Consider the following 13686-nt stretch of genomic DNA (forward strand, 5'->3'; position numbering starts at 1 on the left):
GCGGACTGCGGCGTGGAGGATAACGAATTCTATCAACGCAGGCGCATGCGCCCACGCGTGAATTGCAACGTTAGCCGTTCGGCCGAGGCGCGAATCGGAAAGACGAGATGAAAAAAAACCGCCCGGCGAAAACCGGGCGGTTCGAGGTGCTACCAGCGAAAGACGCTTACTCGTTGGTATGCGGCTGCTGCTCCGTTGCCGGGGCTTCCGGCGTACCGAAATCGAATGCCTCTTCGGCAGCGATCTGGTCGAAGCGTTCGCGATCCGCCGACTCCTTGGTCTTGCGCGCCTTGTGGAACGCGAGACCCGTACCGGCCGGAATCAGACGGCCGACGATCACGTTTTCCTTCAGACCACGCAGATCGTCGCGCTTGCCCATGATCGCCGCTTCGGTCAGCACGCGAGTCGTTTCCTGGAACGACGCCGCCGAGATGAACGAATCGGTCGACAGCGATGCCTTCGTGATACCGAGCAGCACGTTCTCGTACGTTGCCGGACGCTTGTCTTCCGCGATCATGCGGTCGTTCTCGTCGAGCATGTCCGATCGCTCGACTTGTTCGCCCGGAATGAAGCGCGTATCGCCGTTGTCGACGATCTGCACGCGGCGCAGCATCTGACGCACGATCACTTCGATGTGCTTGTCGTTGATCTTCACGCCTTGCAGACGGTACACGTCCTGCACTTCGTCCACGATGTAGCGCGACAACGCCTCGATACCCTGCAGACGCAGGATGTCGTGCGGATCGGCAGGACCGTCGACGATCATTTCGCCCTTGTTGACGACCTGACCATCGTGCACCAGCACCTGCTTTTCCTTCGCGATCAGGAACTCGTGCTGATTGCCCTCGAGGTCCGTGATGACGAGACGCTGCTTGCCCTTCGTGTCCTTACCGAACGACGTCGTGCCCGTGACTTCCGCCAGAATGCCGGCGTCCTTCGGCGAGCGCGCTTCGAACAGTTCGGCCACGCGCGGCAGACCACCGGTAATGTCGCGCGTCTTCTGCGCTTCAACCGGGATACGCGCCAGCACTTCACCGACCTGCACTTGCTGACCATCCTTCACGGTGATCAGTGCGCCGACCTGGAAGCCGATCTGCACCGAATGCTCGGTGTTCGGGATCTTCACTTCCTCGCCGTTCGCGTCGAGCAGCTTCACCTGCGGACGCACGCTCTTGCCAGCCTGCGAGCCGCGGCGCTTCGCGTCGATCACGACGAGCGTGGACAGACCGGTCACGTCGTCGATCTGCTTGGCGACCGTCACGCCTTCCTCGACGTTTTCGAACTTCACCGTACCGCCCCACTCGGTGATGATCGGACGCGTCAGCGGGTCCCATTGCGCGAGTTGCGAGCCGGCCTTGATCGTGGCGCCGTCGAGTTGCAGCAGCGTCGCGCCGTACGGAATCTTGTGACGCTCACGCTCGCGACCGAGGTCGTCCGCGATGATCGCTTCGCCCGAACGCGAAATGACGACCTGCTCGCCCTTCGCGTTGGTCACGTAGCGCATCGTGGCCGTGAAACGCACCGTACCGTTGCTCTTCGCTTCCACCGTCGATGCAACCGCCGCACGCGATGCCGCGCCACCGATGTGGAACGTACGCATGGTCAGCTGCGTGCCCGGCTCGCCGATCGACTGCGCCGCGATCACGCCGACTGCTTCGCCGACGTTCACTCGCGAGCCGCGGCCGAGGTCGCGGCCGTAGCACGCGGCGCACAGGCCGTAGCGCGTTTCGCAGGTGAGCGGCGTGCGCACGCGCACTTCGTCGATGCCGAGACGCTCGATCTCTTCCACCGCGTCTTCGTCCAGCAGATCGCCGGATGCGAACAGCGTTTCCTGCGTTTCCGGATTGACGACGTCCGCCACCGCGACGCGACCGAGAATACGGTCACGCAGCGCTTCGACGACTTCACCGCCTTCGACCAACGCCTTCATCGCCACGCCGTTCGACGTACCGCAATCGTCTTCGACCACGACGAGATCCTGCGTCACGTCCACGAGACGACGCGTCAGGTAACCCGAGTTCGCCGTCTTCAGTGCCGTATCCGCCAGACCCTTACGTGCGCCGTGCGTCGAAATGAAGTACTGCAGCACGTTCAGGCCTTCGCGGAAGTTCGCGGTGATCGGCGTCTCGATGATCGAGCCGTCCGGCTTCGCCATCAGGCCGCGCATACCGGCCAGCTGACGAATCTGCACCGCGGAACCCCGCGCGCCCGAGTCGGCCATCATGTAGATGGAGTTGAACGACTCCTGCTTCGTCTCGTTGCCGTCACGGTCGATGACCGGTTCGGTTGCGAGCTGCTCCATCATCGCCTTGCCGACGCTTTCCGACGTTGCCGACCAGATGTCGACCACGTTGTTGTAGCGTTCCTGCGCGGTGACGAGACCCGACATGTACTGACGGTCGTACTCCTTCACCTTCTTCGCGGCGTCGCCGACGATCGTCTCTTTCTGCGGCGGCACGAGCATGTCGTCCACGCAGATCGAGATACCGGCGCGCGTCGCGAGGCGGAAGCCCATCTGCATCAGCTGGTCGGCGAAGATCACCGTTTCGCGCAGACCGCACTTGCGGAACGCCGTGTTGATCAGGCGCGAAATTTCCTTCTTCTTCAGCGGCTTGTTCAGCACCGAGAACGGCAGGCCCGGCGGCAGAATTTCCGACAGGATCGAACGGCCGACGGTCGTCGCGTACAGCGTGACCTTCGGCACGAACTTCGGCGCGCCTTCGCTCGTGTCTTCGTTCGCCACCATTTCGGTGATACGCACGTTGACGCGCGAGGCCAGCTCGACTTCCTTGTTCTCGTACGCGCGGATCACTTCCGACACGCCCGTGAACGTGAGGCCTTCGCCCTTGCCGTTGATCGCTTCGCGCGATGCGTAGTACAGGCCGAGCACGATATCCTGCGACGGCACGATCGACGGATCGCCGTTGGCCGGAAACAGGACGTTGTTCGACGCCAGCATCAGCGTGCGCGCTTCCATCTGCGCTTCGAGCGACAGCGGCACGTGAACAGCCATCTGGTCACCGTCGAAGTCGGCGTTGAACGCCGCGCAAACCAGCGGGTGCAGCTGGATTGCCTTACCTTCGATCAGCACCGGCTCGAAAGCCTGAATGCCGAGACGGTGCAGCGTCGGCGCGCGGTTCAGCATGACCGGATGCTCGCGGATCACCTCTTCCAAGATGTCCCACACCACCGGCGTCTGGTTCTCGACTTCCTTCTTCGCAGCCTTGATGGTGGTCGCAACACCCATCACTTCCAGCTTGTTGAAGATGAACGGCTTGAACAGTTCGAGCGCCATCAGCTTCGGCAGGCCGCACTGATGCAGCTTGAGCGTCGGGCCGACCACGATCACCGAACGGCCCGAGTAGTCCACGCGCTTACCGAGCAGGTTCTGACGGAAACGACCGCCCTTACCCTTGATCATGTCAGCGAGCGACTTCAGCGGACGCTTGTTCGCGCCGGTCATGGCCTTACCGCGACGGCCGTTGTCGAGCAGCGAATCGACAGCTTCCTGCAGCATCCGCTTTTCGTTGCGGACGATGATTTCAGGCGCCTTCAGTTCGAGCAGACGCTTCAACCGGTTGTTACGGTTGATGACGCGGCGATACAGGTCGTTCAGGTCCGACGTCGCGAAACGGCCGCCGTCGAGCGGCACGAGCGGACGCAGTTCCGGCGGCAGCACCGGCAGCACTTCGAGCACCATCCAGTCAGGCTTGATGCCCGAACGCTGGAACGCCTCGAGCACCTTCAGGCGCTTCGCGTACTTCTTGATCTTCGCTTCCGAGCCCGTGTTCTTGAGTTCGGTGCGCAGCATTTCGACCTGCTCGTCGATGTTGATCGAACGCAGCAGTTCGCGCACGCCTTCCGCGCCCATTTCGGCACGGAATTCGTCACCGTACTCTTCGACCTTGTTGTAGTAATCCTCTTCCGTCATGATCTGCCGCGCTTTCAGCGGCGTCATGCCCGGATCGATCACCACGTACGCTTCGAAGTACAGCACGCGCTCGATGTCGCGCAGCGTCATGTCGAGCACCATGCCCAGACGCGACGGCAGCGACTTCAAAAACCAGATGTGCGCGACCGGCGATGCCAGTTCGATATGGCCCATGCGCTCGCGGCGCACCTTGGCCAGCGTCACTTCGACGCCACACTTCTCGCAGATCACGCCACGGTGCTTCAGGCGCTTGTACTTGCCGCACAGGCACTCGTAGTCCTTGATCGGCCCGAAAATCTTCGCGCAAAACAGACCATCCCGCTCCGGCTTGAACGTGCGGTAGTTGATGGTCTCCGGCTTCTTCACTTCGCCGAACGACCACGAACGGATCTTGTCGGGCGACGCGAGGCCGATCTTGATCGCATCAAAAACTTCTTCTTGTTGGACTTGCTTGAATAGATCGAGCAGAGCTTTCATTGCTTTCTCTCCGTAGTCCGATTAGTTGCGGTCGAGATCGATGTCGATACCGAGCGAGCGGATTTCCTTCACCAACACGTTGAAGGATTCCGGCATGCCGGCGTCGATCACGTGATCGCCCTTGACGAGGTTCTCATACACCTTCGTCCGGCCCGTCACGTCGTCCGACTTGACCGTCAGCATTTCCTGCAGCACATACGATGCGCCATACGCCTCAAGCGCCCACACTTCCATTTCACCGAAACGCTGGCCACCGAACTGCGCCTTACCACCCAGCGGCTGCTGCGTGACGAGCGAGTACGGACCGGTCGAACGCGCGTGCATCTTGTCGTCGACCAGGTGGTGCAGCTTCAGGTAGTGCATGTAGCCGACCGTGACCTTGCGCTCGAACGGCTCGCCCGTGCGGCCGTCGTGCAACTGCACCTGGTTCTTCGACGCGTTCATGCCGAGGTTCTGCGCCACGTCGTCCGGGAACGCGAGGTCCAGCGCGCGCGACATTTCGTCTTCCGTCGCGCCGTCGAACACCGGCGTCGCGAACGGAACGCCTTCTCGCAGGTTCTTCGCCAGTTCCACGATTTCGTCGTCCGAGAAGCCTTCCAGCTCTTCCTTGCGGCCCGACTCGTTGTAGATCTGCGTGAGGAACTGACGCAGTTCTTCGATCTTCGCCTGACGCTGCATCATCTCGCCGATGCGCCAGCCGAGACCCTTCGCGGCCCAGCCCAGATGCACTTCGAGAATCTGACCCACGTTCATCCGCGACGGCACGCCGAGCGGATTCAGCACGACGTCGGCCGGACGGCCATCGGCCATGTACGGCATGTCTTCGATCGGCACGATCTTCGACACGACACCCTTGTTACCGTGACGGCCCGCCATCTTGTCGCCAGGCTGCAGGCGACGCTTAACGGCGAGATACACCTTGACCATCTTCAGCACGCCCGGCGGCAGTTCGTCGCCTTGCGTGAGCTTCTTGCGCTTCTCTTCGAACGCGAGATCGAACTGGTGACGCTTCTGCTCGATCGAATCCTTGATGGCTTCGAGCTGCGCCGCTGCTTCTTCGTCCGCGAGGCGGATGTCGAACCAGTGGTAGTGGTCCAGGTCTTCGAGATACGCGAGATCGATCTGCGTACCCTTTGCGAGCTTCTTCGGACCGCCGTTCGCGACCTTGCCGTTCAGCATGCGCGCGAGACGCGAGAACGCGTCGCCTTCCACGATGCGAAGCTGGTCGTTCAAATCGAGGCGATAACGCTTCAGTTCATCGTCGATGATCTGTTGCGCGCGCTTGTCGCGCGTGATGCCTTCGCGCGTGAACACCTGCACGTCGATGACCGTGCCGCTCATGCCCGAGGGCACGCGCAGCGACGTGTCCTTCACGTCCGATGCCTTCTCGCCGAAGATCGCGCGCAGCAGCTTTTCTTCCGGCGTCAGCTGGGTTTCGCCCTTCGGCGTGACCTTGCCGACCAGCACGTCGCCCGCTTCGACTTCCGCGCCGATGTACACGATGCCCGACTCGTCGAGACGGCCAAGCTGCACTTCCGCGAGGTTCGAAATGTCGCGCGTGATTTCTTCCGGTCCGAGCTTCGTGTCGCGAGCAACGACGTTCAGTTCTTCGATGTGGATCGACGTGTAACGATCGTCCGCGACGACCTTTTCCGAGATCAGGATCGAGTCTTCGAAGTTGTAGCCGTTCCACGGCATAAACGCGACCAGCATGTTCTGGCCGAGCGCCAGTTCGCCCAGGTCCGTCGAGGCGCCGTCGGCCAGCACGTCGCCGCGCGAGACCTTGTCGCCCATCTTCACGATCGGACGCTGGTTGATGTTCGTGTTCTGGTTCGAACGCGTGTACTTGATCAGGTTGTAGATGTCCACGCCGACATCGCCGGCGACGGCTTCATCGTCGTTCACGCGAATCACGATACGGCCCGCGTCCACGTAATCCACGACACCGCCACGCATGGCCTGAACCGTCGTGCCCGAGTCGACCGCAACGGTACGCTCGATGCCCGTACCGACGACCGGCTTTTCCGGACGCAGACACGGCACGGCCTGACGTTGCATGTTCGAACCCATCAACGCGCGGTTCGCGTCGTCGTGCTCGAGGAACGGAATCAGCGATGCCGCGACCGACACGATCTGCGACGGCGCCACGTCCATGTACTGAATGCGGTCCGGCGTGACCATCAGCGTTTCGCCGGCTTCACGCGACGAGACGAGTTCGTCGGTCAGCGAGCCGTCTTCCGCCACGGCCGCGTTCGCCTGAGCGATCACGTAGCGGCCTTCTTCGATCGCCGACAGGTAGTCGATCTGATCCGTCACCTTGCTGTCCACGACCTTGCGATACGGCGTTTCGAGGAAGCCGTATTCGTTCAGGTGCGCATACAGCGCGAGCGAGTTAATGAGGCCGATGTTCGGGCCTTCCGGCGTTTCGATCGGGCACACGCGACCGTAGTGCGTCGGATGCACGTCGCGCACTTCGAAGCCTGCGCGCTCACGCGTCAGACCGCCCGGGCCGAGTGCGGAAACGCGACGCTTGTGCGTGATTTCCGACAGCGGGTTGGTCTGGTCCATGAACTGCGACAGCTGCGACGAACCGAAGAACTCGCGAATTGCCGACGAAATCGGCTTCGAGTTGATCAGGTCGTGCGGCATCAGATTTTCGCTTTCGGCCTGGCCGAGGCGTTCCTTGACTGCACGCTCGACACGCACGAGACCCGCGCGGAACTGGTTCTCCGCGAGTTCGCCGACGCAACGCACGCGACGATTGCCCAAGTGGTCGATGTCGTCCACTTCGCCCTTGCCGTTACGCAGCTCGACGAGAATCTTGATGGTCGCGAGGATGTCGTCGTCCTGCAGCGTCATCGGCCCGATGATTTCATCACGGCCCACGCGGCGGTTGAACTTCATGCGGCCGACCTTCGACAGGTCGTACGCGTCTTCGCTGTAGAAGAGACGATTGAACAGCGCCTCGACCGCTTCTTCGGTCGGCGGCTCGCCCGGACGCATCATGCGGTAGATCGCGATACGCGCGGCCATCTTGTCCGCGGTTTCGTCGATACGCAGCGTCGACGAGATGTACGGACCCTGGTCCAGATCGTTCGTGTACAGCGTCTGAATTTCCTTGACCTTCGCTTCGCGCAGCTTTTCGAGGACCGTTTCGGTGATTTCCTCGTTGGCGTTCGCAATGACTTCACCCGTGTCGGGATCGATCACGTTCTTCGCCAGCACGCGGCCGAGCAGATACTCCTCGGGCACCGAGATGAACTTCGTCTTGGCGTTTTCGAGGTCGCGAATGTGCTTTGCGTTGATCCGCTTGTCCTTCGTGACGATGACGTTGCCTTCGCGATCCTGAATGTCGAAGCGCGCAACTTCACCGCGCAGCCGCTCGGGCACGAATTCCATCTGCGCGCCTTCGCTCATCAGCGCGAAGTTGTCGAACACGAAGAAGTTCGCGAGGATCTGTTCCGGCGTCAGACCGATGGCCTTCAGCAGAATCGTGACCGGCATCTTGCGGCGACGGTCGACGCGGAAATACAGCACGTCCTTCGGGTCGAACTCGAAGTCGAGCCACGAACCGCGGTAAGGAATGATACGTGCCGAAAACAGCAGCTTGCCGGAGCTATGCGTCTTGCCCTTATCGTGCTCGAAGAACACACCTGGCGAACGGTGGAGCTGCGACACGATCACGCGCTCCGTGCCGTTAATGACGAAAGAACCGGTCGGCGTCATGAGCGGAATTTCGCCCATGTACACTTCCTGTTCCTTGACTTCCTTCACGACGGGCTTGCTCGGCGACTCTTTGTCGAGCAGAACGAGACGGACCTTCGCGCGCAGGGCGGAGCAATAGGTCAGGCCGCGCTGCTGGCATTCCTTGATGTTGAATGCGGGCGGCGACAGCATGTAGCTGACGAATTCCAGCCGCGCGAAGCCGTTGTGCGAAACGATCGGGAAAACCGAGGTGAACGCAGCTTGCAAGCCTTCTGCCTTGCGCTGCGAAGAAGACGTATCCGCTTGCAGAAACGTCTGGAATGATTCAAGCTGGGTCGCCAGCAAAAAGGGAACTTGGTGAACGATGGGGCGCTTCGCGAAACTCTTGCGAATACGCTTCTTCTCGGTGAAGGAATATTGCATACGATCTCCGAATCACGGCGGGCGTTACCGAGGCGGGATACCTCGACGACACGGCCCGGTGTTCACCGACTGAGACCCGCGCCGCTGTCCGGGGAGGACGCGCGAGTCTAGAAGCTTGGTGGTTGGCCGCTACCAACCGCTGGCTGACGGCAGCGGATGCCTGTGTTTCCCGCTACCCGACCAAACTTGCCTTCTGCAGTCGCTTCAGAAGACAAAGACAACTGCCGGAAGATCTTGCTGCTCCGAACGTTGTCTTTGGCTTCTTGTGGGGTCATTTATGCTTGCTGACGTGCATAGAAACTCGGTCCCCACAAAGCACAAAAAGGCCGGCGGTGAAAAACCGCCAGCCTTCGCACAGCGCAATGAAACTTACTTGATTTCAGCTTTCGCGCCTGCTTCTTCCAGCTTCTTCTTCGCTTCTTCAGCAGCAGCCTTGGGCACCGCTTCCTTCACGGGCTTCGGTGCGCCGTCGACCAGGTCCTTCGCTTCCTTCAGGCCGAGACCCGTCAGTTCGCGGACAGCCTTAATGACGGAGACCTTGTTCGCGCCGACTTCCGTCAGGTTGACCGTGAATTCGGTTTGCTCTTCAGCAGCAGCAGCAGCGCCGCCGCCAGCCGGGCCTGCCACTGCAACAGCAGCTGCCGACACGCCAAACTTCTCTTCGAACGCCTTGACCAGCTCGTTCAGTTCCAGAACCGACATCGCGCCAACGGCTTCCAGGATGTCTTCTTTTGCGATTGCCATTTGAAATACTCCTAAATTGAATTCGGATCGAGCTAGCGATCTTTACCTAACTGAGCAACTGCGGCTCAAGCGTGACGTTATGCAGCTTCGCCCTGCTTTTCTGCCAGCGCGGCCAGAGCACGCGCAAAGCCGGAAACAGGCGCTTGCATGACGAACAACAGCTTGGAGAGCAGCTCTTCGCGGCTCGGGATGTTGGCCAGCGCTTGCACGCCCGCCTTGTCCATTACCTTGCCTTCGTAGGAACCAGCCTTGATGATCAACTTGTCATTGCTCTTGCCGAAGTCGTTGACGACCTTGGCAGCGGCAATGGCATCTTCCGAGATGCCGTAGATCAGAGGACCGGTCATCTGCTCAGCCAGCGGAGCGAACGGGGTACCTTCGACGGCGCGACGCGCCAGCGTGTTCTTCAACACGCGCAGATACACCTGTTGCTCGCGAGCTTTCGCGCGCAGTTTGGTCAGATCGCCAACCGTGATCCCACGATACTCAGCGAGCACCATCGTCTGAGCCTTCGCGACTTGCGCGGCGACTTCAGCGACGACTGCCTGCTTATCTTCTTTGTTCAGTGGCACGGTTAAACCTCCAGATTCGATGCACTCAGGTGTCCAACCTTCATGCACCACGTTCGACAACGGCGTCCGACTGTTAGGAGTATTTCAAGCGATTGGTGACCATCTGAGAACGATCGACAACCGACTTCAATCACTGCAAAACTGTTTCGGGTTCGCCATCTGCGTTGGCTTGAATTAAGGCGCCGCCCAACTGCTGCACCGCCACCAACGGTCTTTGACAACCGGTTGCCCAACCAAACCACTGTTGCGCAACCGCCCAAAGCCCTTGAAAACGCGGTCTCGCGACCGCGTCGAAATCTTTACTGCTGCGCCAGCGTCGCTTGATCCACGCGAACGCCGACACCCATGGTGCTCGACAGCGCGATCTTGCGCAGGTACACGCCCTTGCTCGTCGCTGGCTTCGCCTTGTTCAGCGCTTCGATCAGCGCCGACAAGTTCTGACGCAGCGAAGCGGGTTCGAACGACGCACGGCCGATGGTGCCGTGGATGATACCGGCTTTGTCGACGCGGAACTGCACTTGACCGGCCTTAGCGTTCTTGACTGCTTGAGCGACGTCCGGCGTCACGGTGCCGACCTTCGGGTTCGGCATGAGGCCACGCGGACCGAGGATCTGACCCAGCGTACCAACGACGCGCATCGTGTCCGGCGAAGCGATCACGACGTCGAAGTTCAGATTGCCGGCCTTGACTTGCTCAGCCAGGTCTTCCATGCCGACAACGTCCGCGCCTGCTGCACGCGCTTGCTCGGCCTTCTCGCCTTGCGCGAACACTGCAACGCGCACCGACTTGCCGGTACCAGCCGGCAGAACGACGGAGCCGCGCACGACTTGGTCCGACTTCTTTGCATCGATGCCGAGTTGAACGGCGACGTCGATCGACTCGTCGAATTTGGCGCTTGCGCATTCCTTGATCAGGTTGAGCGCATCGTCGATCGGATACAGCTTTTGACGATCAACCTTGTTCGCAAATGCCTGAAGGCGCTTCGAAAGCTTAGCCATTTACACGCCCTCCACAGTGATACCCATCGAACGCGCGCTACCGGCGATGGTGCGCACGGCTGCGTCCAGATCAGCTGCCGTAAGGTCCGGCATCTTGGTCTTCGCGATTTCTTCCGCTTGAGCGCGGGTGATGTTGCCGACCTTGTCGGTGTGCGGCTTGCTCGAACCCTTCTGCACTGCGGCTGCCTTCTTGATCAGAACGGTAGCCGGCGGCGTCTTCATGATGAACGTAAAGCTCTTGTCCGCGAATGCCGTAATGACGACCGGCACCGGCAGACCCGGCTCCATGCCTTGAGTCTGCGCGTTAAACGCCTTGCAGAACTCCATGATGTTCAGGCCACGCTGGCCCAGCGCCGGACCAACCGGCGGCGACGGATTGGCTTTACCTGCAGGGATCTGCAGCTTGATAAAGCCGATGATTTTCTTTGCCATGTTGAAAACCTCTGCTGAACGCGTAAGCGTTCGGTGAGTGATAGCGCGCGTTCGACTTGACGACTACTAACGCTCCTCAACGGCCATTACGCGAGCCGTAAGCGCGAATCGCGCGAGGCCGATGACCTCGCGCGACGTATTCTTAAACCTTCTCGACCTGGCCGAACTCAAGCTCGACCGGCGTCGATCGCCCGAAGATCGTGACTGAAACGCGAACGCGGGACTTCTCGTAGTTCACTTCTTCGACGTTGCCGTTGAAGTCGGTGAACGGACCTTCCTTCACACGCACCATCTCGCCGACTTCGAAAAGCGTCTTTGGCCGCGGCTTCTCCACGCCTTCCTGCATCTGCGACATGATCTTTTCGACCTCGCGCGGAGAAATCGGACTCGGCCGATTGCGCGCACCGCCGACGAAACCCGTTACCTTCGCCGTGTTTTTCACGAGGTGCCACGTCTCGTCCGTCATTTCCATCTCGACCAGGACGTAGCCCGGGAAGAAACGACGCTCGGTGACCGATTTGTGGCCACCCTTGACTTCTACTACTTCCTCGGTCGGAACAAGAATTTGACCAAACTGGTCTTGCATTCCGGCCCGCTCGATGCGCTCCTGAAGCGCACGTTGCACGCTCTTCTCCATGCCGGAGTAGGCGTGCACCACATACCAACGCTTTCCACTCGGAGATGTCGGAGTATCGCTCATATCATTTCCAACCCAGAATCGCCGAGAAAATTACCCATTCAATTGACTTGTCGCTAAGCCAAAGGAAGATGGCCATGATGAGGACGAATGCGAAGACCACGAGTGTGGTCTGCGTCGCCTCTTTTCGCGTCGGCCAGACGACCTTTCGCACTTCTTTGTACGAGTCTTTCGCGAAGGCGATGAAGCCCTTTCCAGGCGCCGAAAGAAGGCCGACAGCGACACCAGCAACCAAACCGACAGCAAGCGCCGCACCGCGGACATACCACTCTTGGCCGCTGAGCAGAAAGAAACCCACGAACCCGGCCAAGACCAACAATACCCCAGCCACCAACATCAACTTATCGCTGGAAGTATTTACAGTTTCGACTGAAGGATTCGCCATAACACCTTAAGCAGCGCCACCTGGCGCGAGAATGTGGCAGGGGCAGAGGGAATCGAACCCCCAACCTTCGGTTTTGGAGACCGACGCTCTGCCAGTTGAGCTATACCCCTAAACCATTTGGGGCCGACGGTTTCGCCGACCCCGAAAACTACAGACTACCGAGAGATCTCTGGCTCTTACTCGATAATCTTCGCAACGACACCTGCGCCGACGGTACGGCCGCCTTCGCGGATCGCGAAGCGCAGACCTTCTTCCATGGCGATCGGGGCGATCAGCTTGACCGTGATCGACACGTTGTCGCCCGGCATCACCATTTCCTTGTCCTTCGGCAGCTCGATCGAGCCGGTCACGTCCGTCGTACGGAAGTAGAACTGCGGACGGTAGTTGTTGAAGAACGGCGTGTGACGGCCGCCTTCGTCCTTGCTCAGCACGTACACTTCAGCGGTGAAGTGCGTGTGCGGCGTGATCGAACCCGGCTTGGCCAGCACCTGGCCACGCTCGACGTCTTCACGCTTCGTGCCGCGCAGCAGGATACCGACGTTGTCGCCCGCTTGACCCTGGTCGAGCAGCTTGCGGAACATTTCCACGCCCGTGCAGGTGGTCTTCACCGTCGGCTTGATACCGACGATTTCGATTTCCTCGCCGACCTTCACCACACCGCGCTCGACGCGACCCGTCACCACCGTGCCGCGACCCGAGATCGAGAACACGTCTTCCACCGGCATCAGGAAGGCGCCATCCACTGCGCGCTCCGGCGTCGGGATGTACGTGTCGAGTGCATCGGCCAGGTTCATNCTCGCCACTTCGCCGATTTCGCCCGTGTCGCCTTCCAGCGCGAGCTTGGCCGAACCCTTGATGATCGGCGTGTCGTCGCCCGGGAAGTCGTACTTCGAGAGAAGCTCGCGCACTTCCATTTCGACGAGCTCGAGCAGCTCGGCGTCGTCCACCATGTCGCACTTGTTCAGGAACACGATGATGTACGGCACGCCGACCTGACGGGCCAGCAGGATGTGCTCACGCGTTTGCGGCATCGGGCCGTCAGCGGCCGAGCACACCAGGATCGCGCCGTCCATCTGCGCGGCGCCCGTGATCATGTTCTTCACGTAGTCGGCGTGGCCCGGGCAATCGACGTGTGCGTAGTGGCGGTTAGCCGTTTCGTACTCGACGTGCGCGGTGTTGATCGTGATGCCGCGCGCCTTTTCTTCCGGCGCCGCGTCGATCTGGTCATACGCCTTGGCTTCGCCGCCGAACTTCTTGGTCAGCACCGTCGTGATCGCTGCCGTCAGCGTGGTCTTGCCGTGGTCAACGTGACCGATCGTGCC

General features: G+C 60.5%; 9 protein-coding genes and 1 tRNA gene. All 10 read right to left on the reverse strand.

The features are described from left to right. Positions 1–166: 166 nt before the first annotated feature. Positions 167–4408 carry a DNA-directed RNA polymerase subunit beta' gene (rpoC, locus tag NCR37_RS12415; protein WP_250473241.1) on the reverse strand — a complete coding sequence of 1414 codons (4242 nt, stop codon included), beginning with the start codon at positions 4406–4408 and terminating at the stop codon, positions 167–169. Between the two features lie 21 nt (positions 4409–4429). Then, positions 4430–8536, reverse strand: coding sequence for a DNA-directed RNA polymerase subunit beta (rpoB, locus tag NCR37_RS12420; protein ID WP_250473242.1), 4107 nt, complete (start codon positions 8534–8536; stop codon positions 4430–4432). A 369-nt stretch (positions 8537–8905) separates the two neighbouring features. Continuing rightward, complete coding sequence (rplL, locus tag NCR37_RS12425; RefSeq protein WP_250473243.1) at positions 8906–9280, reverse strand: 50S ribosomal protein L7/L12; 375 nt, start codon at positions 9278–9280, stop codon at positions 8906–8908. 77 nt (positions 9281–9357) lie between these two features. Next, positions 9358–9852: a 50S ribosomal protein L10 gene (gene rplJ, locus NCR37_RS12430; protein ID WP_159837187.1), complete on the reverse strand. Its 495-nt coding sequence runs from the start codon at positions 9850–9852 to the stop codon at positions 9358–9360. A 299-nt stretch (positions 9853–10151) separates the two neighbouring features. Next, positions 10152–10850 carry a 50S ribosomal protein L1 gene (gene rplA / locus NCR37_RS12435; RefSeq protein ID WP_250473244.1) on the reverse strand — a complete coding sequence of 233 codons (699 nt, stop codon included), beginning with the start codon at positions 10848–10850 and terminating at the stop codon, positions 10152–10154. Next, on the reverse strand, positions 10851–11282 hold the full coding sequence (gene rplK, locus NCR37_RS12440) for a 50S ribosomal protein L11 (RefSeq protein WP_008343796.1): 432 nt from the start codon (positions 11280–11282) through the stop codon (positions 10851–10853). Between the two features lie 142 nt (positions 11283–11424). Beyond that, positions 11425–11982 (reverse strand): transcription termination/antitermination protein NusG, encoded by a 558-nt coding sequence (gene nusG / locus NCR37_RS12445; RefSeq protein ID WP_159837189.1) that lies wholly within the window; start codon positions 11980–11982, stop codon positions 11425–11427. Between the two features lies 1 nt (position 11983). Continuing rightward, positions 11984–12364, reverse strand: a complete 381-nt coding sequence (secE, locus tag NCR37_RS12450; RefSeq protein ID WP_175946423.1) for a preprotein translocase subunit SecE — start codon at positions 12362–12364, stop codon at positions 11984–11986. Positions 12365–12398: 34 nt separating this feature from the next. Further along, positions 12399–12474, reverse strand: a tRNA-Trp gene (locus NCR37_RS12455). Positions 12475–12540: 66 nt separating this feature from the next. After that, the coding region (tuf, locus tag NCR37_RS12460; RefSeq protein ID WP_250473245.1) for an elongation factor Tu at positions 12541–13686 on the reverse strand (1146 nt) is incomplete at its 5' end.

This window comes from Caballeronia sp. GAFFF1 (assembly GCF_023630705.1).
In the GTDB taxonomy this organism is placed as follows: Bacteria; Pseudomonadota; Gammaproteobacteria; order Burkholderiales; family Burkholderiaceae; genus Caballeronia.